Genomic DNA, 24,993 nt, shown 5'->3' on the forward strand with positions numbered 1-24,993 from the left:
CCAATAGCTTCGCGGGTGTTGTCGATCACTTGAGTGCTGTTCAGATCTTCGCGATAAGCGACGATTTCGGCCTTGGCTACATCAATACCGATAACCGTTGAGGAGGTAAGGATTGTCATCTCGAATCCTCGGAGCTAGGGTTTAAATGCTTGTCGGGGTCTACCGTAGCGCTGGCTTGCCTCTATCGTCGGTTTTACCGATGAATTCCTTATCGGCGCTTTAGGTAGAAGGGGCGGGACGAGAAGTCTCCCACGGTCCGTACTGGCTAGAGTCGGAATCGAGCTTTTAGTCCCGCCCACCCCTTCAAGTCTAAACATACAAGCGAGCTTGCTCGCGAAGGCGGCCTTGTAGCCGACCTGTTTTTTCGGGTGTACCCGATTCACCGGTTGAAGCAAGGCGCTTCCGTCTCGTCGAACACCTAACCACGTGGCGAGGGAGCTTGCTCCCGCTGGGCTGCGCGGCAGACCCAAACCTGACACCTCGGTGTGTCAGACAGATTGAGTCGCTGCTGTTGGGGCTGCTTCGCGGCCCAGCGGGGATAAATCCCCTCGCCACAAAGCATGCTCGATTCTCCTTAGGCTCTACTGTGCGGACGTACACCTGATACTTCTGACAGTAGATTTTTGGAGGCATGGTTATAAGGTAGCAACAGGCGCGCTGCTAAGCGGCGATGCCGTATTGAGCTAATCCATGGAGGAGGTGTAGCGATGGCCGCCGAAGAAATCCGTATATCTCTTAAAGACTTCGATAAAGACGAAAGCCCGGAGGTTCGGCTCGAGTTTTTTCGTGACAACAAGAGTTACTTGCTCACCTTTGTCGCTTCTTCCCTGAAGGATGGGCGCTACGACAAGGTGGGTATAAAAACCGATTTAAACGAAGATGGCGCACGCGACGAGCGAGATATTGAGTTGCTCACCCAACTCGCACAGGCGGCTGTGCCTTTGCTGAAGTAAAGGTGGTTCGATCGTTCCCCCGCCGGAGCGGAGGAACGATCAGGCATCCGTTACTCCTTCAACACCTCAACCACCCCATCCGCCGTCATGATCACTTTACTGGTACCCGCTTCCACGTCAGGCGTCACGGATTCAGCATCCATGGAACCACTTTTCATCATCATCGTTGGCGCGCGCATGAAGGGTTGTGGATAACCGTTGGTATTGAAGTTCAGGTTGACGATCTTGTAGCCCTTGCCGCCCAGGGCTTCGGTGGCCAGTTGAGCGCGGGCCTTGAAGGCGTTGACGGCGTCTTTGAGCAGGGCGTCTTCGCTGCTCTGGCGGGTGGCGGTGGCGATGGCGAAGTCCATGCCGCCCATCTTCATGTCGCCCAGCAGCTCGCCGGTGAGTTTGGACAGGGCGGCGAAGTCGGCGCTTTCCAGGCGCAGTTCGGCGCGCTCGCGCCAGCCGGTGATTTTCTGGCCCTTGTTGTCGTAGATCGGGTAGCTGTTGCGGCTGCCCTGGCGCAGGGTGATGTCCTTGACCTCTTTGGCCTGGCCGATGGCTTTGTTCACCGTGGTGCTGATCGCGGCGGCGAGTTTGGCCGGGTCGGTGTTCTGTTCTTCGGTGTAGAGGGTCACGATCATCAGGTCGCGGGCCACTTCCTGGCTGACTTCGGCGCGCAGGGAAATCTGGTTGTAATGAAGCTCATCGGCGGCCAGGGCCGGCAGGCTGGCGGCGGTGCCGAGGCTGAAGGCGAGCAGGGCGGCGGGGCGACTGAACGTGTGCATGAAAGCTCCTTGGGATGAGGCGCAGGGGTGAGGTCCGGGCCTGCGTGAAGGATAAGACTCTAGCTTTTATGGGTGGGTTCGCACAGTTACAACTTCTATACAGATACCTGAAGCCAATGAAGAGCCCCGTGGCGAGGGAGCTTGCTCCCGCTGGGGCGCGAAGCGGCCCTAAAAGCAGCGGCTCCATTCATCTGACACAACGCGGCGCCGGGGTTGGGCCTGCTGCGCAGGCCAGCGGGAGCAAGCTCCCTCGCCACAAGGGGTATATGCAGCATTGAGAGCTGTGGCGCTTTGCCGCATAGCTGCCGCTGCAACCCCCGCCTTGGTTATACTCCGTGCGATCCGCCTGGAGCGCTCATCAGGAGAGCTCATGCTCGCCCCTTTGCAAATGACTTCCGCTTCCCGCCAGAACCTCTGGCGCCTGACATTCATCCGTATTCTGGTCCTGGCGGCCCAGGCCGGCTCCGTGGGGCTCGCTTATTGGTTCGACTTGCTGCCGCTGCCCTGGCTGCAGTTGGCGATCACCCTGGTCTGTTCCAGCGTGCTCTGCGCGCTGACGGCGATTCGCCTGCGTGCCTCGTGGCCGGTGACCGAGCTGGAATATGCCGTGCAACTGGCTTGCGACCTGTTTATCCACAGCGCGCTGCTGTATTTCTCCGGCGGCTCCACCAACCCCTTCGTTTCTTATTACCTGGTACCGCTGACCATCGCCGCCGTGACGTTGCCGTGGCGGTTTTCGCTGATCCTTTCCGGCATCGCTCTGGCGCTGTACACCTTGTTGCTGGTGCGGTTCTACCCGCTGGAAACCTTCCCCATCGCCCGGGAAAACCTGCAGATCTATGGGATGTGGCTGAGTTTTGCCCTGGCGGCGGCGGTCATCACGTTTTTTGCCGCGCGCATGGCCGAGGAGTTACGCCGCCAGGAAGAGCTGCGGGCCATCCGTCGTGAAGAGGGCCTGCGGGACGAGCAATTGCTGGCCGTGGCGACCCAGGCCGCCGGTGCCGCCCATGAACTGGGCACACCGCTGGCGACCATGAGTGTGCTGCTCAAGGAAATGCGCCAGGACCATCACGACCCGGCGCTGCAGGACGATCTCAGCGTACTTCAGGACCAGGTCAAGCTTTGCAAGGAAACCCTGCAATACCTGGTGCGTGCCGCCGAGGCCAATCGCCGGTTGGACATCGACATGCAGGCGGTGACCTTCTGGCTCGACGATGCCCTGAACCGCTGGCACCTGATGCGCCCGGAAGCCAGTTATCGCTTCCAGTGCCTGGGCAAGGGCGTGGTACCGCGCATGGCGCCGCCGCCGGACCTGACCCAGGCACTGTTGAACCTGCTGAACAATGCCGCCGATGCCTGTCCCGACAACCTGGAAGTGGCGTTGGACTGGAACGCTTATGAACTGACCATCTGCATTCGCGACCACGGCGCCGGTGTGCCGCTGGCGATTGCCGAGCAGATCGGCAAGCCGTTCTATACCACCAAGGGCAAAGGTTTCGGCCTGGGCCTGTTCTTGAGCAAAGCCAGCGTGACACGCGCCGGCGGCTCGGTGAAACTCTACCCCCATGAGGAAGGCGGCACGCTCACCGAGCTGCGCCTGCCCCATGCCGACCGAGGAGACGAAACATGAGTGACGAGATCCAAGTCGACGGCGAAGAACTGCCGCACCTGTTGCTGGTGGATGACGACGCCACCTTCACCCGCGTCATGGCCCGGGCCATGTCCCGCCGCGGTTTTCGCGTCAGCACCGCAGGTTCTGCCGAAGAGGGCCTGACCATCGCCCAGGCCGACCTGCCGGACTATGCCGCCCTGGACCTGAAAATGGACGGCGATTCGGGCCTGGTGCTGTTGCCCAAGTTGCTGGAGCTGGACCCGGAGATGCGCGTGGTGATCCTGACCGGTTATTCGAGCATCGCCACCGCGGTCGAGGCCATCAAGCGCGGTGCCTGCAATTATCTGTGCAAGCCGGCGGATGCTGATGATGTACTGGCGGCGCTGTTGTCCGAGCACGCCGACCTCGACACCCTGGTGCCGGAAAACCCCATGTCGGTGGACCGACTGCAATGGGAACACATCCAGCGGGTGCTGACCGAACACGAAGGCAATATCTCCGCCACCGCCCGCGCCCTGGGCATGCACCGGCGGACTCTGCAGCGCAAATTGCAGAAGCGCCCCGTGCGTCGCTGAACCTGCGCTGAACAGATGTTGTCCACCCCCGCGACACATCGGGTCGTTGCTCTATATGATCGGCCCGAGTCTGTTCTTTTCTTTATCGAGCCTTAACCATGAATCAGAACGCTGAATATTCCGCGGTCAATGACGCGGTGCGCGGGCAGTTTTTCCGCCGTGTCTGGCAAATGACCACGCCGTACTGGCGCAGTGAGGAGAAGGGCAAGGCCTGGACGCTGTTGATCGCTGTCATCGCGCTGTCGCTGTTCAGCGTAGCGATCTCGGTGTGGATCAACAGTTGGTACAAGGATTTCTACAATGCCCTGCAGGAGAAGAACAGCGCGGCGTTCTGGCAGTTGATCCTGTATTTCTGCGGCATCGCGGCGGTGGCGATTCTCGGCGCCGTCTACCGCTTGTACCTCACGCAGATGCTCACCATTCGTTGGCGGGCCTGGCTCACCGAGCAGCATTTCGCCCGCTGGCTGGGCAACAAGAATTACTACCGGCTGGAGCAGGGCGGCTATACCGACAACCCGGACCAGCGGATTTCCGAAGACCTCAACAGTTTCACCACCAATACCCTGGGCCTGGGGCTGGGATTGCTGCGCACCGTGGTCAGCCTGGTGTCGTTCTCGATCATCTTGTGGGGCGTGTCCGGCAGCATCGAAGTGTTCGGCTACACCATTCCCGGCTATATGTTCTGGTGCGCCCTGGTGTATGCGGCGGTGGGCAGTTGGCTGACGCACCTGATCGGCCGACGCCTGATCGGGTTGAACAACAACCAGCAACGCTTCGAAGCCGACCTGCGTTTCTCCATGGTCCGGGTGCGTGAAAACGCCGAGAGCATTGCGCTGTACAACGGCGAACCGAACGAGAACCGCCGCCTGAGCGGGCGCTTCGGCCTGGTCTGGCATAACTTCTGGGACATCATGCGGGTGTCCAAGCGCCTGACGTTCTTCACCTCCGGCTACGGCCAGATCGCGATCATCTTCCCGTTCATCGTTGCCGCGCCGCGCTACTTCGCCGGCAAGATCCAGCTGGGCGAGCTCATGCAGATCAACTCGGCCTTCGGCAATGTGCAAGAGAACTTCAGCTGGTTCATCAGCGCCTACGCCGACCTTGCCGCGTGGCGCGCCACCTGTGATCGTCTGTTGAGCTTCCGCCAGGCCATGAGTGACAACGAAGACCGCGTGCCGGCCATCGATGTGCAGAACCAGGGGAGCGCGTTGGCGGTTCATAACCTCGGCTTGGATCTGGCCGACGGTCGTCATCTGCTCGACAACGCCGATATGAGTGTGGCGCCGGGCGAGCGGGTCATGCTCAGCGGTCGTTCCGGCAGTGGCAAATCGACCCTGTTTCGCGCAATGGGGCATTTGTGGCCTGCGGGGCACGGGACGATCCGGCTTCCGGCGGCGCGTTACCTGTTCCTGCCGCAAAAGCCCTATCTGCCCATTGGCAGCCTGCGGGAAGTGTTGAGTTATCCACAGGCTGGCGACGTCTACCCCAACGAACGTTATGCACAGGTGCTGGAAACCTGCCGCCTGCCGCACCTGATCCCGCGGCTGGATGAAAGTAACCACTGGCAGCGCATGCTCTCGCCCGGCGAGCAACAACGCCTGGCCTTTGCCCGTGCATTGCTTTATGCACCGCAATGGTTGTACATGGACGAAGCCACGTCGGCGATGGACGAAGAAGACGAGGCAACGCTGTACCAGGCGCTGATCGACCAGTTGCCGGGCTTGAGCATCGTCAGCGTCGGGCACCGAAGCAGTTTGAAACGTTTCCATCCGCGACATGTGCGTATTGAAAATGGCCAACTGGTGGAGCGCACCGTGACCGCTTAAACACCGCAAAACCTGTGGGAGCGGGCTTGCTCGCGAAGGCGGTGGGTCAGTTGATATTGATGTATCTGGCACACCGCTTTCGCGAGCAAGCCCGCTCCCACACTGGATTTGTGTTGATCATGATATTTAAGTACGTAACCGATCCAATGTGGGAGCGAGCTTGCTCGCGATGAAGGCGACTCGGTGTCAGCACCCGACACGCCACTGCACCCACGGTGATCGTACAACCACGTTGCGCTATGATGTTGTCATTCAGCCGCTTGCCGAGACACAGACACAATGGAAAACCCGATCGACGTACCCCGCCTTCCCCGCAAGCGCCGCAGCCTGGCGCAGGAGCTGGTGACGGTGCTGACCGAGCAGATTCGCGACGGCCTGCTCAAGCGCGGCGATAAATTGCCCACCGAGTCGGCGATCATGGAAGCCCATGGCGTCAGCCGCACCGTGGTGCGCGAGGCGATTTCCCGGTTGCAAGCCGCCGGCCAGGTGGAAACCCGCCATGGCATCGGTACCTTCGTGCTGGACACGCCCAGCCCGAGCGGTTTTCGCATCGACCCGGCCACCGTGGTCACCTTGCGGGACGTGCTGGCGATCCTGGAGTTGCGCATCAGCCTGGAAGTGGAATCCGCCGGGCTCGCGGCGCAGCGCCGCAGCGACGAGCAACTGGCGACGATGCGCGCCGCCCTCGACGCCTTGAAGGAAAGCGCCGCCCACGCTAGCGACGCGGTGGCCTCGGACTTCGCCTTCCACCTGGAAATCGCCCTGTCCACCGGCAACCGCTACTTCACCGACATCATGACCCACCTGGGCACCAGCATCATCCCGCGTACCCGGCTGAACTCGGCGCGCCTGGCCCACGACGACCACCAGCACTACATGGATCGCCTGAGCCGCGAGCACGAGGAAATCTACGAAGCCATCGCCCGCCAGGACTCCGACGCGGCCCGTGCGGCCATGCGCTTGCACCTGACCAATAGCCGCGAGCGGCTGCGCCAGGCTCATGAAGAGGCGCAGGCGCAAGGCTGAAGTCGCTCCCTGCTCGTGGGCAAGGATGCTGTTGTGGCGAGGTAGCTTGCTCCCGCTGGGCTGCGAAGCAGTCCCTTGTATCTGGCATCGGAAATGAGGGGGCCGCTTCGCGCCCCAGCGGGAGCAAGCTCCCTCGCCACATAAAACATCCCTCGCCGAAGAGAACGGTGTTCGGTTTTCGATCTGTTTGCCTGTCTGACAAATCGCAGCGCCAGCCCTACGCGCTGATCCGCAACATTTGCGGCTCGGATGTATCGGGATCCCAGCTCTCGTAGCTAACCTCATAACGAAGCTCAACCAATTGGCCGACGTAAGCTGCCAAGTCGGTATTGGTTAGCGTCATTGTCACATCCTTGCGTGGCGTACCTTCCTCGCCGTCGGTCAGAGGTGTAAACGCGCCTACCGGAGTAGGAGGCGTCGAGCCGACGCCCAGAGTCAGTCGGGCGTTCGAGTACGGGTCGAAAGCTGCATCCGGAATTTTCACGGTTAACGTCTTTGTCTTTGCCAAGCGGATCGTGACTTCCCCGGTGGCTGGAAAATCCTTGAGCATCGGTTTCGCATACGTCTTCGCCATGGTGTCACTCCTTGTGAGGCGGCCTTGATCGTTGCGTACGGGCGACTCACTTTAAAATTTCAGAAAAGGACCACAGCCGGGCGTCGCACGGCCACACCGCCGTTATGCCTCCTTCCCGCAATCTCGCCTACTGACAGAGTTGACAGTCTCGATGAGCGGTCCGGGGGAATCGCTCGCAAGTTTCATTGGCTCTCCAATTTCGCCGGATGGCCCGATTTAAAAGGCTTCGCGGCCAACCTCCATGCCCTCACACCTGACAAAGGACGAAATACAGTTGACGTCTACATTTTAAGTTGTACGATGACCTACAACTTCTGGCCGAAGCTTAACCATCTCATACACATTTTGCGTCCCAGGGTGTTCGAATAATGAATCCACAAGAACTGAAGTCCATCCTCTCGTCTGGCCTGCTGTCGTTCCCGGTCACCGATTTCACTGCCCAAGGCGATTTCAATCGCGACAGCTACATCAAACGTCTCGAGTGGCTGGCCCCGTATGGCGCCTCTGCATTGTTCGCAGCGGGCGGCACCGGTGAATTCTTCTCCCTGGCCGCCAGCGAGTATTCGCAGGTCATCAAGACCGCCGTCGATACCTGCGCCACCAGCGTGCCAATTCTTGCCGGTGTTGGCGGTGCCACCCGCCAGGCCATCGAATACGCTCAAGAAGCCGAGCGCCTGGGCGCCAAGGGCTTGTTGCTGCTGCCGCACTACCTGACCGAAGCCAGCCAGGACGGCGTTGCCGCCCACGTTGAAGCCGTGTGCAAATCGGTAAAAATCGGCGTGGTGGTGTACAACCGCAACGTCTGCCGCCTGAACGCCACTCAGCTGGAACAACTGGCCGAGCGCTGCCCGAACCTGATCGGCTACAAGGATGGCCTGGGTGATATCGAACTGATGGTGTCGATCCGTCGTCGCCTTGGCGATCGTTTCAGCTACCTGGGCGGCTTGCCGACCGCTGAAGTCTACGCCGCGGCCTACAAGGCCCTGGGCGTGCCGGTCTACTCCTCGGCGGTGTTCAACTTCATCCCGAAAACCGCGATGGACTTCTACCACGCCATTGCCCGCGACGATCACGAGACCGTCGGCAAAATCATCGACGACTTCTTCCTGCCTTACCTGGACATCCGTAACCGCAAGGCCGGTTACGCGGTGAGCATCGTCAAGGCCGGCGCGAAGATCGTTGGCTATGACGCGGGCCCTGTGCGCACGCCGTTGACCGACTTGCTGCCAGAAGAATACGAAGCCCTGGCCGCGCTGATCGACAAGCAAGGCAAGCAGTAACAAACCCGATAAGGCCGCTGAGTAATCAGCGGCTTTTTGCGTAAGGTTTGTTCGTTCCCGCGCTCCACGTGGGAATGCCACCAGGGATGCTTTGCGTCCCTAGACAGCTTTTGTAGAAGGAGTAGCTCCGTGGCAGATTCAAAGCGTTTCGATAACTACATCAACGGTCAGTGGGTGGCCGGTGCCGACTATTGCACCAACATCAACCCGTCTGATCTGTCCGATGTCATCGGTGAATACGCCAAGGCTGACGCAGCGCAAGTCAATGCCGCCATCGAAGCCGCCCGCGCCGCCTTCCCGGCCTGGTCGACCTCGGGTATCCAGGCCCGTCACGATGCCCTGGACAAAGTCGGCAGCGAGATCCTCGCCCGCCGCGAAGAACTCGGCCAACTGCTGGCGCGGGAAGAGGGTAAGACCCTGCCTGAAGCCATCGGCGAAGTAACCCGCGCCGGCAACATTTTCAAATTCTTCGCCGGTGAATGCCTGCGCCTGTCGGGCGATTACGTGCCGTCGGTGCGCCCGGGCGTCAACGTCGAAGTCACCCGTGAAGCCCTCGGTGTAGTCGGCCTGATTACCCCGTGGAACTTCCCGATCGCCATCCCTGCCTGGAAGATTGCCCCGGCCCTGGCCTACGGCAACTGCGTGGTGATCAAGCCCGCCGAGCTGGTGCCGGGCTGTGCCTGGGCCCTGGCTGAGATCATTTCCCGCGCCGGTTTCCCGGCCGGTGCGTTCAACCTGGTGATGGGCAGCGGCCGCGTGGTCGGTGAAGTCCTGGTCAATAGCCCGAAAGTCGACGGCATCAGCTTCACCGGTTCCGTGGGTGTGGGCCGGCAGATCGCGGTCAACTGCGTGTCGCGCCAGGCCAAGGTGCAGTTGGAGATGGGCGGCAAGAACCCGCAGATCATCCTCGACGACGCCGACCTCAAGCAAGCCGTCGAACTGGCGGTGCAGAGCGCGTTCTACTCCACCGGTCAACGTTGCACGGCCTCCAGTCGCCTGATCGTCACCGCCGGCATCCACGACAAGTTCGTTGCGGCCATGGCCGAGCGCATGCAGTCGATCAAGGTCGGTCATGCGTTGAAGGCCGGCACCGACATCGGCCCGGTCGTTTCCGAGGCCCAGCTCAACCAGGACTTGAAGTACATCGACATCGGCCAGAGCGAAGGCGCGCGGCTGGTGAGCGGTGGTGGTTTGGTGACATGCGACACCGAAGGTTACTTCCTGGCGCCGACCCTGTTCGCCGACAGCGAAGCGTCGATGCGCATCAGCCGCGAAGAGATCTTCGGCCCAGTGGCCAACGTCGTGCGCGTGGCCGACTACGAGGCAGCGCTGGCCATGGCCAACGACACCGAGTTCGGTCTGTCCGCCGGTATCGCCACCACCTCACTGAAGTACGCCAACCACTTCAAACGTCATTCCCAGGCGGGCATGGTGATGGTCAACCTGCCGACCGCTGGCGTGGATTACCACGTGCCGTTCGGCGGGCGCAAAGGTTCGTCCTATGGTTCGCGTGAGCAAGGTCGCTACGCACAAGAGTTCTACACCGTGGTTAAAACTTCTTACATCGGATCGTAAGTGCGACACCGCCAGGGCCGGTGATCCGGCCCTGGCGTCACAATCTGCTGACCCGCATAAAAATAAATAGTGGGAGTACATACATGCAAGCGACCAAGCCGACACACGTCCGCTATTTGATCCTGCTCATGCTGTTTCTGGTGACGACGATCAACTATGCCGACCGTGCCACCATCGCTATCGCAGGCTCCAGCCTGCAAAAAGACCTCGGCATCGATGCCGTTACCCTCGGTTATATCTTCTCCGCTTTCGGCTGGGCCTACGTGGCCGGGCAGATTCCTGGCGGCTGGCTGCTCGACCGTTTCGGGTCAAAGAAAATCTATGCCTTGAGCATCTTCACCTGGTCGTTGTTCACCGTGCTGCAAGGCTATGTGGGTGAATTCGGCATGTCCACGGCCGTGGTTGCGCTGTTCATGCTGCGCTTCCTGGTTGGGCTGGCCGAAGCGCCATCCTTCCCAGGCAACGCACGGATCGTCGCCGCCTGGTTCCCCACCGCGGAACGCGGCACCGCCTCGGCGATCTTCAACTCGGCGCAGTATTTCGCCACCGTGCTGTTCGCACCGCTGATGGGCTGGATCGTCTACCGCTTCGGCTGGCAGCACGTGTTCATCGTGATGGGCGTGATCGGTATCGTGTTCTCGCTGATCTGGCTGAAAGTGATCTACAGCCCGCGCCAGCACCCGATGATCAACGAAGCCGAGTTCAATCACATCGCCGCCAACGGCGCGATGGTCGACATGGACCAGGACAAGGGCAAGGAAAAGAAAGCCGACGGTCCGAAGTGGGATTACATCCGTCAACTGCTGACCAATCGCATGATGCTGGGCGTATACCTGGGCCAGTACTGCATCAACGGCATCACCTACTTCTTCCTGACCTGGTTCCCGGTGTACCTGGTGCAGGAACGCGGCATGACCATCCTCAAGGCTGGTTTCATCGCGTCCTTGCCGGCGATCTGCGGCTTCATTGGCGGCGTGCTGGGCGGGGTGATTTCCGATTACCTGCTGCGCAAGGGCCACTCGCTGACCTTCGCTCGCAAAGCGCCGATCATCGCCGGCCTGCTGGTGTCCAGCAGCATCGTGGCGTGCAACTACGTCGACATCGAATGGATGGTGGTGGGCTTCATGGCCCTGGCCTTCTTCGGTAAGGGTGTGGGCGCACTGGGCTGGGCCGTGGTTTCCGACACGTCGCCAAAACAGATCGCCGGCCTGAGCGGTGGCCTGTTCAACACCTTCGGCAACCTGGCGTCGATCACCACGCCAATCGTCATCGGCTACATCATCAGCGCCACCGGTTCGTTCAAGTGGGCACTGGTGTTCGTCGGTTGCAACGCGCTGGTGGCGGTGTTCAGTTACCTGGTCATCGTAGGGCCAATCAAGCGTGTGGTACTCAAGGAACCGACGGCCAAGGATGCCGGCATCTCCAGCCTGTCTGAAGCGAAATCCTGAAGGAGCGGCATCAATGCAACTGATTGAACATGCCGATTCGCCCCGTTACATCCGTCTGCACGAGCGGGACAACGTGGTGATCGTCGTCAACGACCAGGGCGTACCGGCCGGGACCGAGTTCCCGGACGGCCTGGTCACCGTGGACTTTGTGCCCCAGAGCCACAAGGTCACCCTGGAAGATATTCCCGAGGGCGGGGAGGTGATTCGCTACGGCCAGGTCATTGGCTACGCGCTGCAACCGATTCCTCGTGGCAGTTGGGTCAAGGAAGACCAGCTGCGCATGCCCACCGCGCCGCCGTTGGACAGCTTGCCGCTGTCCACCGACGTGCCGGCAGCCGATGCGCCGCTGGAGGGCTACACCTTCGAGGGTTATCGCAACGCCGACGGCACCGTTGGCACGCGCAACATCCTGGGCATCACCACCACGGTGCAGTGCGTGACCGGGGTGCTGGACCATGCGGTCAAGCGCATCAAGGACGAGTTGCTGCCCAAGTACCCGAACGTCGATGACGTGGTGGCGCTGACCCACAGCTATGGCTGCGGCGTGGCGATCACCGCCACCGATGCGTACATCCCGATCCGTACCGTGCGCAACCTGGCACGCAACCCGAACTTGGGAGGCGAGGCTCTGGTGATCAGCCTGGGCTGCGAGAAATTGCAGGCCGGGCAGGTGATGCATGAGAACGACAGCTCGGTGGACCTCAGCGAGCCGTGGCTGTATCGCTTGCAGGATTCCAGTCACGGTTTCACCGAAATGATCGAGCAGATCATGGAATTGGCCGAGACCCGCCTGAAGAAACTCGACCTGCGCCGTCGCGAAACCGTGCCGGCCTCGGAGCTGATCCTGGGCATGCAGTGCGGCGGCAGCGATGCGTTTTCCGGCATCACCGCCAACCCGGCGCTGGGTTATGCCTCGGACCTGTTGCTGCGAGCGGGGGCGACGGTGATGTTTTCCGAAGTCACCGAAGTGCGCGATGCGATCTACCTGCTGACCTCCCGGGCGCAAACCCGGGAAGTTGCCCAGGAGCTGGTGCGGGAAATGGACTGGTACGACCGCTACCTGGCCAAGGGCGAGGCTGATCGCAGTGCCAACACCACGCCGGGCAACAAGAAGGGCGGGCTGTCGAACATCGTCGAAAAATCCCTGGGCTCGATCGTCAAGTCTGGCAGCAGCGCGATCAACGGCGTGCTCGGCCCGGGCGAGCGCTTCAAGCAAAAGGGCCTGATCTTCTGCGCCACACCGGCCAGCGATTTTGTCTGCGGCACGTTGCAACTGGCGGCGGGGATGAACCTGCACGTCTTCACCACTGGTCGTGGCACGCCGTACGGCTTGGCCATGGCTCCAGTGGTGAAGGTCTCGACCCGCACCGAACTGGCCCAGCGCTGGCCGGACCTGATCGATATCGATGCCGGCCGGATCGCCACCGGACGGGCGACCATCGAAGAGTTGGGCTGGGAGCTGTTCCACTACTACCTGGACGTGGCCAGCGGCAAGAAGCAGACCTGGGCCGAGCGGCACAAGCTGTACAACGACATCACGTTGTTCAACCCGGCGCCGATTACCTGATGATTTCGTGATCGCTGGAGACCCCGTGTGGGAGCGAGCTTGCTCGCGATGGCGGTAGTTCAGCCAGCATTGATGTTGGATATGCTGCCGTCTTCGCGAGCAAGCTCGCTCCCACAAGGATGTGGGGTAAATGTGAATGCTGTGTCCGCTGTAGAATAAATATGGAAGCGAGCCTGCTCGCGAAGACGCTCTACCAGACGCCAGTGCCGTGAGTGGCTTATCATTAGCCACCTAACGACACCCCTCTCAAGGTCCCCCGGCATGCTGGCAATTTTCCTAGAAACCCTGAACGTCACCGCGCCGGTGTTCGCCATGCTGTTTCTGGGGGTATTGCTCAAGCGCATCGACTGGATCAACGACAATTTCATCCACATCGCCTCGTCCCTGGTGTTCAACGTCACCATGCCGGCGCTGTTGTTCCTCGGCATCCTGCACGCGGACCTGCATGCGGCTTTGCAGCCGGATCTGTTGATCTATTTCTCTATCGCGACCCTGGTGAGCTTTGCGATGGCCTGGGGCTGGGCGATCTGGCGTTGTCCTCGGGCAGATCGCGGCATCTACACCCAAGGTGCGTTTCGCGGCAACAACGGGGTCATCGGCCTGGCGTTGGCGGCGAGCATGTATGGCGACTACGGGATTTCCCTGGGAGCGATTCTCGCGGCCCTGGTGATCCTGTTCTACAACACCTTGTCGACCATCGTGCTGGCGGTCTACAGCCCGGTGATCAAGTCCGATCCTTGGAGTATTTGCAAGAGCGTGATCAGCAATCCGCTGATTATCAGCGTGATCGTCGCCGCGCCGTTCGCCTATTGGCAGATCGGCGTGCCGAACTGGTTCGAGACCTCGGCCAAGTACCTGTCGCAGATGACCTTGCCCCTGGCGCTGATTTGCATCGGCGGCACGCTATCGCTGGCGGCCCTGCGCAAGAGCGGCAAGATGGCCCTGAGTTCGAGCCTGGTGAAAATGGTCGGCCTGCCCCTGGTGGCCACCCTCGGTGCCTGGCTCTGGGGCTTTCGCGGGGCGGAACTGGGGATTCTGTTCCTGTACTTCGGCAGTCCCACCGCCGCCGCCAGCTTCGTCATGGCCCGGGCGGCGGATGGCAACCATGAACTGGCGGCGGCGATCATCGTGATCACCACCTTGATGGCGGCGATTACCACCAACCTGGGGATTTTTGTGTTGCAGTGGGGGGGGTGGATCTAGGCTTGGATTTGTGCTGCTCTCTCGATCCATTCGCGAGCAAGCCCGCTCCCACACTTGACCGTACTCCCTTGGGAGAACTCGGTTATGTGGGAGCGGGCTTGCTCGCGAAGAGGCCTGACCTGTCGCTACAGGCCCCTGTACTTTACTCAGGTTTCTGATACGCCTCGATCACTTCCTGCGCCGCCCGAAACGCATCGATCGCCGCCGGCACGCCCGCGTACACCGCGCAATGCAGCAAAGCCTCGCGAATCTCTTCCACCGTGCAACCGTTGTTCAGCGCGCCGCGCACATGGCCTTTGAGTTCCTGCGGGCACTTGAGGGCGGTGAGGGCGGCCAGAGTGATCAGGCTGCGGGTCTTCAGCGGTAGCCCCTCGCGCTGCCACACACTGCCCCAGGCATGTTCGTTGACGAAGTCCTGCAACGGCTGGGTGAACTCGGTGGCGTTGCCCAGGGCGCGGTCGACGAACGCGTCGCCCATGACCTGGCGACGCATGTCCAGGCCGGTCTTTGGAGTGTCGGTCATGGCAAATCCCTCTTGTGGTGTTGGCGGCGCCAGGCGCGCAGGGAGGTGAACAGCAAAAACGCGAGCAGGGCCGGCAGCACATAGAACAGCATCAGCCGCTCCAGTTGGCCGGCCAGGGGCATGCCGGTGGTGAACGACACCACGTGCAGCCCGTAGGCCAGGTACAAGCCCAGGAACAACAGGCCTTCGGCGCGGGTGACGCGATAACCGGAATAGAACACCGGCAGGCACAGCACCGCCACGCCGAGCATCACCGGCAGGTCGAAATCCAGGGCGTTCGGCGAGACCGACAGAGGCGTGGGCGCGGCGAGGGCGGTGACCCCCAGCACGCCCAGCAGGTTGAACAGGTTGCTGCCGATCACGTTGCCCACGGCGATGTCCCGCTGGCCCCGTAAGGCGGCGATCAGCGAAGTGGCGAGTTCCGGCAGCGAGGTGCAGACGGCGACGATGGTCAGGCCGATGATGCGTTCCGAGAGCCCGAGGTCCGTCGCCACTTCCACTGCCGCACCCAGCAAAAGGTGCCCGGCGAAAACCAGCATCGCCAGGCCCGACGCGATCATCAACACACTCTTGACCCAGGACAGGTGGGCCACCTCGCCCCCCACCGGGTGCGGTCGCCCCGAATGCCGTGACTGGCGCAGCAACAGCCCGAGGTAAACCGCCAGGGCCAACAGAAGCCAGACCCCATCCAACCGGGTCAGTTCTTCATTCCAGGCCAGCACGAACACCAGCAGGCTGGCGCCGATCATCAGCGGGATGTCCAGGCGCACCAGTTGGCGCGAGACGCGTAACGGAATGATCAGCGCCGACAACCCGAGGGTGACGAGGATGTTGAAGATGCCGCTGCCGATCACGCTGCCCACGGCGATGTCGGCGTTCTGTGCCAGGGTCGCCTGCAGGCTGACGGCCATTTGCGGCGCGCTGCTGCCGAAAGCGACGACGGTCAGACCGATGATCAGCGGTCGTACCTGCAAGCGTGCCGCCAGGCCCACGGCGGCGCGCACCAGCAGTTCGGCGCCGCCGATCAGCAACAGCAGGGCGCCGAACAATTCGATCAGGCTGAGCAGCGGTAGGGCGGTGAGTAGGGAAATGGCCGGGCTCCGTCTATCAATCGTCGAGGGCTTGCACGCGCACCCGTGCGGTGCCGCTGCGCAACATGCCCAGTCGCTCGGCGGCTTCGCGGGACACGTCGATCAAACGGCCTCGGGAGTATGGGCCACGGTCGTTGATGCGTACCACCACGCTGTTATTGTTGCCCAGGTTGGTGATTTTCACCCGTGTGCCGAACGGCAACTGGCGATGGGCGGCGGTCAGGCCGTGCTGGTCGAAACGCTCGCCGCTGGCGGTGCGTTTGCCATGGTGCCTGGCACCGTAATAAGAGGCGACACCGGTCTGGTCGTAGCCGTGTGGATCGACCGTCCCGCTCTGGCTGGCGCAACCGGCCAGCAGGGACAGCAGGGCGCAGGCGCCGAGGAGACGCTTCATGTAGGGTTTTCCAAATCCAAATGTGGAAGCGAGCTTGCTCGCGAAGAGGCCATCACATTCAACATCGGTGTTGACTGTCATGCCGCTATCGCGAGCAAGCTCGTTCCCACAGGGAATTGAGCCAGACAGCAAGGCTGGCTCCATGTCCATCAGCCCTCGAGCTTGCTTTTGAGCAGTTCGTTGACCTGCTGCGGGTTGGCCTTGCCCTTGGAGGCTTTCATGGCCTGGCCGACGAAGAAGCCGAACATCTTGCCGCGCTTGGCTTCGTCTGCCGCACGGTATTGTTCGACCTGCTCGGCGTTGGCCGCGAGCATTTCATCGAGCACAGCGGAAATGGCGCCGGTGTCGGTGACCTGCTTCAAGCCGCGCTTCCCGATGATCTCGTCGGCGCTGCCCTCACCATTGGCCATGGCTTCGAACACCATCTTGGCGATCTTGCCGGAAATGGTGTTGTCCTTGATCCGCACCAGCATGCCGCCCAGTTGCTCGGCCGAGACCGGCGACTCATCGATTTCCAGGCCTTGCTTGTTCAACAGGCTGCCCAACTCGACCATTACCCAGTTGGCCGCCAGCTTGGCGTCGCCGCCGATGCTCACGACTTTTTCGAAGTAATCGGCCTGTTCACGGCTGGTGGCCAGGACGTTGGCGTCATAGCTCGACAGGCCGAACTGCGCCTGGAAGCGCTCGCGTTTCTGCGGCGGCAGTTCCGGCAGGGTGGCGCGCACGTCATTGAGGAACGAGTCCTCGATGACCACCGGCAGCAGGTCAGGGTCGGGGAAGTAACGGTAGTCGTTGGCTTCTTCCTTGCTGCGCATCGGACGGGTCTCGTCCTTGTTCGGGTCATACAGGCGGGTTTGCTGGATGACCTTGCCGCCGTCCTCGATCAGTTCGATCTGGCGCTGGATCTCGCTGTTGATCGCCTTCTCGATGAAGCGGAACGAGTTGACGTTCTTGATCTCGCAGCGGGTGCCGAACTCGACCTGGCCCTTGGGCCGGATCGACACGTTGCAGTCGCAGCGCAGCGAGCCTTCGGCCATGTTGCCGTCGCAGATGCCCAGGTAGCGCACCAGTGCGTGGATCGCCTTGACGTAGGCCACGGCTTCCTTGGCGCTGCGCATGTCCGGCTCGGAGACGATCTCCAGCAGCGGCGTGCCGGCACGGTTCAGGTCGATGCCGGTGGCGCCGTTGAATTCTTCGTGCAGGCTCTTGCCGGCGTCTTCTTCCAGGTGCGCCCGGGTGATGCCGACACGCTTGACCGTGCCGTCTTCCAGGGCGATGTCCAGGTGGCCCTTGCCGACGATCGGCAGTTCCATCTGGCTGATCTGGTAGCCCTTGGGCAGGTCCGGATAGAAGTAGTTCTTGCGGGCGAACACGTTGTGCTGGCCGATCTCGGCGTCAATCGCCAGGCCGAACATCACTGCCATGCGCACGGCTTCGGCGTTGAGCACTGGCAGCACGCCGGGCATGCCCAGGTCGACCAGGCTGGCCTGGGTGTTGGGCTCGGAGCCGAACGTGGTGGAGCTACCGGAAAAGATTTTCGACCGGGTGGTGAGCTGGGTATGAATCTCCAGCCCGATCACGACTTCCCATTGCATGTGTTTCTCCTCAGAAGCCGGTTGGGGTGCGGGTGTGCCAGTCAGTGTTCAACTGATACTGGTGAGCCACGTTGAGCAGGCGGCCTTCCTGGAAATACGGCGCGAGCAGTTGCACGCCCACCGGCAGGCCATCGACGAAGCCGGCCGGCATGGACAGGCCCGGCAAGCCGGCGAGGTTGGCGGTGATGGTGTAGACGTCTTCCAGGTACTCGGCGACCGGGTCGCTGTTCTTGGCGCCGAGCTTCCAGGCCGGGTTCGGCGTGGTCGGGCCGAGGATGATGTCGACCTCGTTGAAGGCGGCCATGAAATCGTTCTTCACCAGGCGGCGGATTTTCTGCGCCTTGAGGTAGTAGGCATCGTAGTAGCCAGCGGACAGCGCATAGGCGCCGACCATGATCCGGCGCTGCACTTCGGCACCGAAGCCTTCGCCACGGGAGCGCTTGTACAGGTCGATCAGGTTTTCCGGGTTCTCGCAGCGATAGCCGAAGCGCACACCGTCGAAGCGCGACAGGTTCGAGGATGCTTCCGCCGGGGCGATCACGTAGTACGCCGGAATCGCGTGCTGCATGTTCGGCAGGCTGATTTCCTTGATGACCGCGCCGAGCTTCTCCAGCTCTTTGACACTGTTGTGGACCAGTTCGGCGATGCGCGGGTCGAGGCCGGCGCTGAAGTATTCCTTCGGCACGCCGATGCGCAGGCCTTGCAGCGAGCCGTTGAGGCTGGCGCTGTAGTCCGGCACGGGTTCATCGATACTGGTGGAGTCGTTCGGGTCGAAGCCGGCCATGCCTTGCAGCAGGATCGCGCAGTCTTCGGCGGTGCGCGCGAGCGGGCCGCCCTGGTCGAGGCTGGAGGCGTAGGCGATCATGCCCCAGCGAGAGACGCGACCGTAGGTCGGCTTGAGGCCGGTGAGGTTGGTGAACGCCGCTGGCTGGCGAATCGAACCGCCGGTGTCGGTGGCGGTGGCGGCCGGCAACAGGCGCGCGGCCACGGCGGCGGCGGAACCGCCTGACGAACCGCCCGGTACGTGTTCCAGGTTCCACGGGTTCTTCACCGCGCCGTAGTAGCTCGACTCGTTAGCCGAACCCATGGCGAATTCGTCCATGTTGGTCTTGCCCAGGGTCACGGCGCCGACGGCGGCCAGCCTGGCGACCACGGTGGCATCGTACGGGGCCTTGAAGTTGTCGAGCATCTTCGAGCCGCAGCTGGTGCGGATGCCCAGGGTGCAGAACAGGTCCTTGTGGGCAATCGGTGCGCCGAGCAAGGCGCCGTTCTCACCGTTGGCGCGACGGGCGTCGGCGGCCTTGGCCTGGCTCAGGGCCAGCTCCGGGGTGAGGCTGATGAAACTGTTGAGCTGCGGGTCGAGCTGGGCGATGCGCGCCAGCAGGACCTGGGTCAGCTCTTCGGAGGAAAACTTTTTATCGGCGAGTCCGCGGGCGATCTCGGCCAGGGTCATGTGATGCATGAGAGGCTCTTTCCCTTTAGTCGATGACTTTCGGAACCAGGTACAGGCCGTTTTCGACCGCTGGTGCGATGGACTGGTAGGCCTCGCGGTGATTGGACTCGGTCACGACGTCGGCGCGCAGGCGCTGGCTGGCTTCCAGTGGGTGGGCCAGCGGTTCGATACCGTCGGTGTCGACCGCCTGCATCTCGTCGACCAGCCCCAGAATGCTGTTCAGGGCAGAAGTAATGTGTGGAAGATCGGCTTCATTGAGGCCCAGACAGGCCAGATGAGCGATTTTTTCCACGTCGGAGCGTTCAAGCGCCATGGGATTCTCCAGTGGAAAACAAAACGGACGCAGTCTGTCCGTGTGTTAGATTGTCGGAACACTACCGCATTTCTACGGCTTTACGGCCGCGATTGTGGGGTTTGGTGCACAGAAAAGCGGCCAATTTAACATATTGGTGCCTTGCCCAAAATCCCTGTCGTTGTTAGAGTTTGCCGCACTTTTTTACCCACGCGTTGCCTAGGGTCCCTTTCCCATGTTCAAGAAACTGCGTGGCATGTTTTCCAGCGATCTTTCCATCGACCTGGGCACTGCCAACACCCTTATTTACGTGCGCGAGCGCGGTATCGTCCTGAATGAACCCTCGGTCGTGGCCATCCGCACCCACGGTAACCAGAAGAGTGTCGTGGCTGTCGGTACGGAAGCCAAGCGCATGCTGGGCCGTACACCGGGCAACATCGCGGCCATTCGCCCAATGAAGGACGGCGTGATCGCCGACTTCAGCGTCTGCGAAAAGATGCTGCAGTACTTCATCAACAAGGTTCACGAAAACAGCTTTCTGCAGCCCAGCCCTCGTGTGCTGATCTGCGTTCCATGCAAGTCCACCCAGGTAGAGCGTCGCGCTATCCGCGAATCGGCCCTCGGTGCCGGTGCCCGTGAAGTGTTCCTGATCGAAGAACCCATGGCCGCTGCCATCGGTGCCGGCCTGCCGGTGGAAGAAGCCCGCGGCTCGATGGTCGTCGACATCGGTGGCGGTACCACTGAAATCGCGCTGATCTCCCTCAACGGTGTGGTCTACGCCGAATCCGTACGTGTGGGCGGCGACCGTTTCGACGAAGCGATCATCACTTATGTGCGTCGCAACTACGGCAGCCTGATCGGCGAATCCACCGCCGAGCGTATCAAGCAGGAAATCGGCACGGCCTACCCGGGCGGTGAAGTGCGTGAAGTCGACGTGCGCGGTCGCAACCTGGCCGAAGGCGTTCCACGGGCCTTTACCCTCAATTCCAACGAAGTGCTCGAAGCGCTGCAAGAGTCGCTGGCGACCATCGTCCAGGCCGTCAAGAGCGCCCTGGAGCAGTCGCCGCCGGAGCTGGCGTCGGACATCGCCGAGCGCGGCCTGGTGCTGACCGGTGGTGGCGCGCTGTTGCGTGACCTCGACAAGTTGTTGGCCCAGGAAACCGGCCTGCCGGTGATCGTTGCCGAAGACCCGTTGACCTGCGTTGCCCGCGGCGGTGGCCGTGCATTGGAAATGATGGACAAGCACACCATGGACCTGCTCTCCAGCGAATAAGTCTGGCTGGGTGGTCTATGTTGTTCGCTCTCGGGCAGCACTTTGCAGTGCTGCCCGTTGGCGTTTATCTTCTGTCATTCGTATCCAGGCCGGTTTGATGCCGTATGAATAAAGAAAACATTTGCCTGGGAGGAGCGGCCTATTAAACCGCTTTTCGCCAAAGGCCCCTCATTGGGCGTGCGCCTGCTGGTGCTGACCGTGCTATCGGTCGCGCTGATGGTGGTCGATGCCCGCTTCACGCTGCTCAAGCCTGTACGCAGCCAGATGTCGCTGGTGTTGATGGAGTCCTATTGGATCACCGATCTGCCGCAGCGCTTGTGGCAAGGTGTCGCCAGCCAATTTGGCAGCCGGACCGAACTGGTCGCCGAAAACGAAAAACTAAAGACCGAAAACCTGCTGTTGCAGGGGCGCATGCAGAAGCTGGCCGCCCTCACCGAGCAGAACGTGCGGCTGCGCGAGTTGCTCAACTCCTCCGCACTGGTCAACGAGAAGGTCGAAGTGGCCGAGTTGATCGGCATGGACCCCAACCCCTTCACCCACCGCATCCTGATCAACAAGGGCGAGCGCGACGGTGTGGTCCTCGGCCAACCGGTGCTCGATGCCCGGGGCCTGATGGGCCAGGTGGTGGAGTTGATGCCTTATACATCTCGCGTGCTGTTGCTGACCGATACCACCCATAGCATCCCGGTGCAGGTCAACCGCAACGGCCTGCGGGCGATCGCCAGTGGCACCGGCAACCCGGAGCGCCTGGAGCTGCGGCACGTGGCCGATACCGCCGATATCAAGGAAGGCGACCTGCTGGTCAGCTCTGGCCTCGGCCAGCGTTTCCCGGCCGGGTATCCGGTGGCGACGGTCAAGGAAGTCATCCATGACTCCGGCCAGCCGTTCGCCATTGTGCGCGCGGTGCCGACGGCCGCGTTGAACCGCAGTCGTTATCTGCTGTTGGTGTTCAGCGATACGCGGACACCCGAGGAGCGCGCCAACGAAGCCGCGGCGGCCCAGGAAGCCCAGGACCGGCAAGGCGGCGAGTCGGCTGCCCCGGCTACCCCGGCGGCAGTTCCTGCCATCGTGCCCAAGCCGCAAGTGGCTGCACCGGCTCCGGCAACTCCGGCCGTTCCAGCAACGGCGCCAACGGCCGCACCCGCCACGCCTGCTGCGAAACCACCCAGGTCGGCTACTCACGCGCCGGCGTCTCAGCCGGCCCGGCCCGCAGCCAAACCACCTGTCTCCACGCCGGCCGCCGCGCCAGCCACCAGGGGAGCACGAGAAGAATGAGCAGTACCCAATCCGGTAACGGCTGGATGGTCTGGCTGACCTTCGCCATCGGCCTGTTGCTCAGCGTTTCGCCGCTGCCGCAGTTCATGGAAATCCTGCGCCCCCTGTGGCTGGCCCTGTTGCTGGCCTTCTGGGCGCTGGCCTTGCCCCACAAGGTCGGCATGGTCACCGCCTGGTGCCTGGGCCTGGCCGAGGACGTGCTCTATGGCACGCTGCTGGGGCAGAACGCGCTGATCCTGACGCTGATTACGTTTCTGGTGCTATCGCTGCAACAGCGCTTGCGGATGTTCCCCATGTGGCAACAATGCCTGGTGATCCTGGTGATTTTCGGCCTGGCGCAACTGGTGCAGTTGTGGCTCAGCGCGCTCACCGGCAATCGTCAGCCGACGCTGGCGCTGGTGCTGCCAGCCCTGGTCAGCGCCTTGCTCTGGCCGTGGGTCAGCTTCGGTTTGCGTGGCCTGCGCCTGCGTTTCAAAATCAACTGATTCGGTCAGGCATTGGCCTTGATAGGGAGATGTCTTGATGAAACCGCTTTATCTCGCCTCAGGCTCGCCGCGTCGGCGTGAGCTGCTCACGCAGATCGGCGTACCCTTTACCGCCATCGGCGCGGACATTGATGAAACACCCCTGGATCACGAACCCCCCTCGGCTTATGTCGAGCGCCTGGCGCGCGGCAAGGCCGAGGCGGGGCGACGGGCCCTGGACACCGGTGTGGATGGCTGCGTGCTCGGCGCGGACACCGCCGTGGTGCTGGAGGGGCGGATTCTCGGCAAGCCAGTGGATCAGGCCGACGCCTTGTCCATGCTGCTGAGCCTGTCCGGTCGCAACCATGAAGTGCTGACCGCCATTGCCGTGCTGGACGGCTCGCGCTGCGAATCACGGGTGGTGCGCAGCCAAGTGCGTTTTCGCCCCATTACCGAACAGGAAGCGATGGCCTATTGGGCCAGCGGCGAACCCCGGGACAAGGCCGGCAGCTATGGTATTCAAGGGCTGGGCGCGGTGTTTGTCGCCGGCCTCGAAGGCAGTTATTCAGCCGTAGTCGGCCTGCCCCTGTGCGAAACCGCAGAACTGCTGGGCCATTTCGGCATACCCTGTTGGCAAACCTTAAGCGCGCGCTGAGCGCCGTCTGACTTGATGCGGCCATAATCGTGAACACGCCTGAACGAGACCCTGCCATGAGTGAAGAGATCCTGATCAACATCACGCCGATGGAATCGCGCGTGGCGGTGGTTGAAAACGGTGTGCTGCAAGAGGTCCACGTCGAGCGTACGCAAAAGCGTGGCATCGTTGGCAATATCTACAAGGGCAAGGTGGTGCGAGTGCTGCCGGGCATGCAGGCGGCCTTCGTCGACATCGGCCTGGACCGCGCGGCGTTCATCCATGCGTCGGAAATTTCCATGCGCGAAGGGCCGGCCGTGGAGAGCATCAGCGCGCTGGTGCATGAAGGCCAGAGCCTGGTGGTGCAGGTCACCAAAGACCCCATCGGCTCCAAGGGCGCCCGCCTGACCACGCAACTGTCGATTCCGTCGCGCTACCTGGTGTACATGCCGCGCACCGCCCACGTCGGCATTTCCCTGAAGATCGAAGACGAAGCCGAGCGCGAGCGCCTCAAGCAGGTGGTCAGCGACTGCGTGGAAAAAGAAGGCATCAAGGAAGCCGGCGGGTTCATCCTGCGCACCGCCGCCGAAGGGGCCGGGGCCGATGAGATTCTCATGGACATCCGCTACCTGCGAAGGCTTTGGGACCAGATCGCCGCGCAGATCAAGACCATCGCCACCCCCAGCGTGATCTACGAAGACCTGGGCCTGGCATTGCGGACCTTGCGCGACCTGGTCAGCCCCAAGATCGAGAAAATTCGCATCGACTCCCGGGAGACTTTCCAGAAAACCACGCAGTTCGTCGCCGAACTGATGCCGGAAATCGCCGATCGCCTGGAGCATTACCCTGGCGAGCGGCCGATTTTCGACCTGTACGGGGTCGAGGACGAAATCCAGAAAGCCCTGGAGCGCAAGGTGCCGCTCAAGTCCGGCGGTTACCTGGTGGTCGATCCGGCCGAAGCCATGAGCACCATCGACGTCAACACCGGGGCGTTCGTCGGCCATCGCAACCTGGAAGAAACCATCTTCAAGACCAATCTGGAAGCCGCCACGGCGATTGCCCGCCAGCTGCGCCTGCGCAACCTGGGCGGGATCATCATCATCGACTTCATCGACATGGAAGATGAAGAGCATCAGCGCCAGGTGCTGCGGACCCTGGAAAAACAACTCGAACGCGATCACGCCAAGACCAACATCATTGGCATCACCGAACTGGGCCTGGTGCAGATGACTCGCAAGCGCACCCGCGAAAGCCTCGAACAGGTGCTGTGCGAACCCTGCAGCAGTTGCCAGGGGCGCGGCAAGCTCAAGACCCCGGAAACCGTGTGTTACGAAATCTTCCGAGAAATCCTCCGGGAGGCGCGCGCCTACCAGGCGACCGGCTATAGAGTGTTGGCGAACCAGAAAGTCGTGGATCGCCTGCTCGACGAGGAGTCAGGCAATGTCGCTGAGTTGGAGGCCTTTATCGGACGCACGATTCGTTTCCAGGTCGAAACCATGTATTCCCAGGAACAATACGACGTGGTGTTGCTCTGAAGAGCTTGGGAAGCGGCGGTCCCGCGGATTTGATTGCCTTTGCCAGGGGAGCTCA

At 61.8% G+C, this 24,993-nt stretch carries 23 protein-coding genes; 15 read left to right on the forward strand and 8 right to left on the reverse strand.

Features of this window, described 5'->3' with window-relative positions:
• Nucleotides 1-707: 707 nt before the first annotated feature.
• The gene (locus BT125_RS23315; RefSeq protein ID WP_072410822.1) at nt 708-953 is read left to right on the forward strand and encodes a hypothetical protein; all 246 of its coding nucleotides are present in this window, start codon (nt 708-710) and stop codon (nt 951-953) included.
• A gap of 50 nt (nt 954-1,003) precedes the next feature.
• Here BT125_RS23315 and BT125_RS23320 read toward each other — a convergent pair whose 3' ends face one another.
• On the reverse strand, nt 1,004-1,723 hold the full coding sequence (locus BT125_RS23320; RefSeq protein ID WP_072410824.1) for an SIMPL domain-containing protein: 720 nt from the start codon (nt 1,721-1,723) through the stop codon (nt 1,004-1,006).
• Nucleotides 1,724-2,093: 370 nt separating this feature from the next.
• On the opposite strand from BT125_RS23320, the gene BT125_RS23330 reads away from it, so the two are divergent.
• From BT125_RS23330 to BT125_RS23345, 4 genes are all read left to right on the forward strand, one after another.
• Entirely contained in the window at nt 2,094-3,353 is a 1,260-nt protein-coding gene (locus tag BT125_RS23330) for an ATP-binding protein (protein WP_072410828.1), read from the forward strand.
• A complete protein-coding gene (locus BT125_RS23335) occupies nt 3,350-3,910 on the forward strand; it encodes a response regulator transcription factor (protein ID WP_003177957.1) in 561 nt (186 codons plus the stop codon). The genes BT125_RS23330 and BT125_RS23335 overlap by 4 nt, the downstream gene beginning before the upstream one ends.
• 98 nt (nt 3,911-4,008) lie before the next feature.
• Nucleotides 4,009-5,736, forward strand: a complete 1,728-nt coding sequence (locus BT125_RS23340; protein ID WP_072410830.1) for an ABC transporter ATP-binding protein/permease — start codon at nt 4,009-4,011, stop codon at nt 5,734-5,736.
• A 279-nt stretch (nt 5,737-6,015) separates the two neighbouring features.
• Nucleotides 6,016-6,762 carry a FadR/GntR family transcriptional regulator gene (locus BT125_RS23345; protein WP_072410832.1) on the forward strand — a complete coding sequence of 249 codons (747 nt, stop codon included), beginning with the start codon at nt 6,016-6,018 and terminating at the stop codon, nt 6,760-6,762.
• A gap of 217 nt (nt 6,763-6,979) precedes the next feature.
• Here the strand turns inward: BT125_RS23345 and BT125_RS23350 are convergent, their stop codons facing one another.
• A complete protein-coding gene (locus BT125_RS23350; protein WP_072410834.1) occupies nt 6,980-7,336 on the reverse strand; it encodes a hypothetical protein in 357 nt (118 codons plus the stop codon).
• A 368-nt stretch (nt 7,337-7,704) separates the two neighbouring features.
• Here BT125_RS23350 and kdgD point away from each other — a divergent pair, with 368 nt between their 5' ends.
• The 5 genes from kdgD (at nt 7,705) to BT125_RS23375 (ending at nt 14,409) form a co-directional block, all read left to right on the forward strand.
• Nucleotides 7,705-8,616 carry a 5-dehydro-4-deoxyglucarate dehydratase gene (kdgD, locus tag BT125_RS23355; RefSeq protein WP_014336610.1) on the forward strand — a complete coding sequence of 304 codons (912 nt, stop codon included), beginning with the start codon at nt 7,705-7,707 and terminating at the stop codon, nt 8,614-8,616.
• Nucleotides 8,617-8,745: 129 nt separating this feature from the next.
• The gene (locus BT125_RS23360) at nt 8,746-10,191 is read left to right on the forward strand and encodes an aldehyde dehydrogenase family protein (protein ID WP_072410836.1); all 1,446 of its coding nucleotides are present in this window, start codon (nt 8,746-8,748) and stop codon (nt 10,189-10,191) included.
• Between the two features lie 83 nt (nt 10,192-10,274).
• Nucleotides 10,275-11,639 (forward strand): MFS transporter, encoded by a 1,365-nt coding sequence (locus BT125_RS23365; protein ID WP_072341209.1) that lies wholly within the window; start codon nt 10,275-10,277, stop codon nt 11,637-11,639.
• Between the two features lie 13 nt (nt 11,640-11,652).
• Nucleotides 11,653-13,206, forward strand: coding sequence for a galactarate dehydratase (garD, locus tag BT125_RS23370; protein WP_072410838.1), 1,554 nt, complete (start codon nt 11,653-11,655; stop codon nt 13,204-13,206).
• A 261-nt stretch (nt 13,207-13,467) separates the two neighbouring features.
• Nucleotides 13,468-14,409: an AEC family transporter gene (locus tag BT125_RS23375; protein WP_072410840.1), complete on the forward strand. Its 942-nt coding sequence runs from the start codon at nt 13,468-13,470 to the stop codon at nt 14,407-14,409.
• A 142-nt stretch (nt 14,410-14,551) separates the two neighbouring features.
• Here the strand turns inward: BT125_RS23375 and BT125_RS23380 are convergent, their stop codons facing one another.
• The 6 genes from BT125_RS23380 to gatC all read right to left on the reverse strand — a co-directional run bounded on the left by BT125_RS23380 (nt 14,552) and on the right by gatC (nt 19,778).
• Nucleotides 14,552-14,932, reverse strand: a complete 381-nt coding sequence (locus tag BT125_RS23380; RefSeq protein WP_072410842.1) for a carboxymuconolactone decarboxylase family protein — start codon at nt 14,930-14,932, stop codon at nt 14,552-14,554.
• Nucleotides 14,929-15,990 carry a calcium/sodium antiporter gene (locus tag BT125_RS23385; RefSeq protein WP_072410844.1) on the reverse strand — a complete coding sequence of 354 codons (1,062 nt, stop codon included), beginning with the start codon at nt 15,988-15,990 and terminating at the stop codon, nt 14,929-14,931. Before BT125_RS23385 ends, BT125_RS23380 begins: the two co-directional genes overlap by 4 nt.
• Nucleotides 15,991-16,039: 49 nt before the next feature.
• Nucleotides 16,040-16,417 carry a septal ring lytic transglycosylase RlpA family protein gene (locus BT125_RS23390; protein ID WP_072410846.1) on the reverse strand — a complete coding sequence of 126 codons (378 nt, stop codon included), beginning with the start codon at nt 16,415-16,417 and terminating at the stop codon, nt 16,040-16,042.
• A 149-nt stretch (nt 16,418-16,566) separates the two neighbouring features.
• On the reverse strand, nt 16,567-18,012 hold the full coding sequence (gene gatB, locus BT125_RS23395; protein WP_072410847.1) for an Asp-tRNA(Asn)/Glu-tRNA(Gln) amidotransferase subunit GatB: 1,446 nt from the start codon (nt 18,010-18,012) through the stop codon (nt 16,567-16,569).
• A gap of 10 nt (nt 18,013-18,022) precedes the next feature.
• Nucleotides 18,023-19,474: an Asp-tRNA(Asn)/Glu-tRNA(Gln) amidotransferase subunit GatA gene (gatA, locus tag BT125_RS23400; RefSeq protein ID WP_072410849.1), complete on the reverse strand. Its 1,452-nt coding sequence runs from the start codon at nt 19,472-19,474 to the stop codon at nt 18,023-18,025.
• Nucleotides 19,475-19,490: 16 nt separating this feature from the next.
• A complete protein-coding gene (gene gatC / locus BT125_RS23405) occupies nt 19,491-19,778 on the reverse strand; it encodes an Asp-tRNA(Asn)/Glu-tRNA(Gln) amidotransferase subunit GatC (protein WP_020297123.1) in 288 nt (95 codons plus the stop codon).
• Nucleotides 19,779-19,992: 214 nt separating this feature from the next.
• Between gatC and mreB the strand changes: the two genes are divergently transcribed.
• From mreB to rng, 5 genes are all read left to right on the forward strand, one after another.
• Nucleotides 19,993-21,030, forward strand: coding sequence for a rod shape-determining protein MreB (gene mreB / locus BT125_RS23410; protein ID WP_002555108.1), 1,038 nt, complete (start codon nt 19,993-19,995; stop codon nt 21,028-21,030).
• 141 nt (nt 21,031-21,171) lie between these two features.
• On the forward strand, nt 21,172-22,305 hold the full coding sequence (gene mreC, locus BT125_RS23415; protein WP_072410851.1) for a rod shape-determining protein MreC: 1,134 nt from the start codon (nt 21,172-21,174) through the stop codon (nt 22,303-22,305).
• Nucleotides 22,302-22,790 carry a rod shape-determining protein MreD gene (gene mreD / locus BT125_RS23420; RefSeq protein WP_003197820.1) on the forward strand — a complete coding sequence of 163 codons (489 nt, stop codon included), beginning with the start codon at nt 22,302-22,304 and terminating at the stop codon, nt 22,788-22,790. Before mreC ends, mreD begins: the two co-directional genes overlap by 4 nt.
• A 37-nt stretch (nt 22,791-22,827) precedes the next feature.
• Nucleotides 22,828-23,424, forward strand: a complete 597-nt coding sequence (locus BT125_RS23425; protein ID WP_072410853.1) for a Maf family protein — start codon at nt 22,828-22,830, stop codon at nt 23,422-23,424.
• A gap of 56 nt (nt 23,425-23,480) precedes the next feature.
• The gene (gene rng / locus BT125_RS23430; protein ID WP_018613976.1) at nt 23,481-24,938 is read left to right on the forward strand and encodes a ribonuclease G; all 1,458 of its coding nucleotides are present in this window, start codon (nt 23,481-23,483) and stop codon (nt 24,936-24,938) included.
• Nucleotides 24,939-24,993: the final 55 nt, after the last annotated feature.

This window comes from Pseudomonas sp. NFACC04-2, assembly GCF_900119265.1.
Classification (GTDB): Bacteria; Pseudomonadota; Gammaproteobacteria; order Pseudomonadales; family Pseudomonadaceae; genus Aquipseudomonas; species Aquipseudomonas fluorescens_AA.

Bases quoted from the DNA above. Each gene is read 5' to 3' on its own strand.
- BT125_RS23350 (WP_072410834.1), bottom strand. From the start codon at position 7,336: ATGGCGAAGACGTATGCGAAACCGATGCTCAAGGATTTTCCAGCCACC.
- gatC (WP_020297123.1), bottom strand. From the start codon at position 19,778: ATGGCGCTTGAACGCTCCGACGTGGAAAAAATCGCTCATCTGGCCTGT.
- BT125_RS23345 (WP_072410832.1), top strand. From the start codon at position 6,016: ATGGAAAACCCGATCGACGTACCCCGCCTTCCCCGCAAGCGCCGCAGC.
- mreB (WP_002555108.1), top strand. From the start codon at position 19,993: ATGTTCAAGAAACTGCGTGGCATGTTTTCCAGCGATCTTTCCATCGAC.
- BT125_RS23330 (WP_072410828.1), top strand. From the start codon at position 2,094: ATGCTCGCCCCTTTGCAAATGACTTCCGCTTCCCGCCAGAACCTCTGG.
- gatA (WP_072410849.1), bottom strand. From the start codon at position 19,474: ATGCATCACATGACCCTGGCCGAGATCGCCCGCGGACTCGCCGATAAA.
- rng (WP_018613976.1), top strand. From the start codon at position 23,481: ATGAGTGAAGAGATCCTGATCAACATCACGCCGATGGAATCGCGCGTG.
- BT125_RS23390 (WP_072410846.1), bottom strand. From the start codon at position 16,417: ATGAAGCGTCTCCTCGGCGCCTGCGCCCTGCTGTCCCTGCTGGCCGGT.
- garD (WP_072410838.1), top strand. From the start codon at position 11,653: ATGCAACTGATTGAACATGCCGATTCGCCCCGTTACATCCGTCTGCAC.
- kdgD (WP_014336610.1), top strand. From the start codon at position 7,705: ATGAATCCACAAGAACTGAAGTCCATCCTCTCGTCTGGCCTGCTGTCG.
- BT125_RS23380 (WP_072410842.1), bottom strand. From the start codon at position 14,932: ATGACCGACACTCCAAAGACCGGCCTGGACATGCGTCGCCAGGTCATG.
- gatB (WP_072410847.1), bottom strand. From the start codon at position 18,012: ATGCAATGGGAAGTCGTGATCGGGCTGGAGATTCATACCCAGCTCACC.
- BT125_RS23375 (WP_072410840.1), top strand. From the start codon at position 13,468: ATGCTGGCAATTTTCCTAGAAACCCTGAACGTCACCGCGCCGGTGTTC.
- mreD (WP_003197820.1), top strand. From the start codon at position 22,302: ATGAGCAGTACCCAATCCGGTAACGGCTGGATGGTCTGGCTGACCTTC.
- BT125_RS23340 (WP_072410830.1), top strand. From the start codon at position 4,009: ATGAATCAGAACGCTGAATATTCCGCGGTCAATGACGCGGTGCGCGGG.
- BT125_RS23365 (WP_072341209.1), top strand. From the start codon at position 10,275: ATGCAAGCGACCAAGCCGACACACGTCCGCTATTTGATCCTGCTCATG.
- BT125_RS23335 (WP_003177957.1), top strand. From the start codon at position 3,350: ATGAGTGACGAGATCCAAGTCGACGGCGAAGAACTGCCGCACCTGTTG.
- BT125_RS23320 (WP_072410824.1), bottom strand. From the start codon at position 1,723: ATGCACACGTTCAGTCGCCCCGCCGCCCTGCTCGCCTTCAGCCTCGGC.
- BT125_RS23315 (WP_072410822.1), top strand. From the start codon at position 708: ATGGCCGCCGAAGAAATCCGTATATCTCTTAAAGACTTCGATAAAGAC.
- BT125_RS23425 (WP_072410853.1), top strand. From the start codon at position 22,828: ATGAAACCGCTTTATCTCGCCTCAGGCTCGCCGCGTCGGCGTGAGCTG.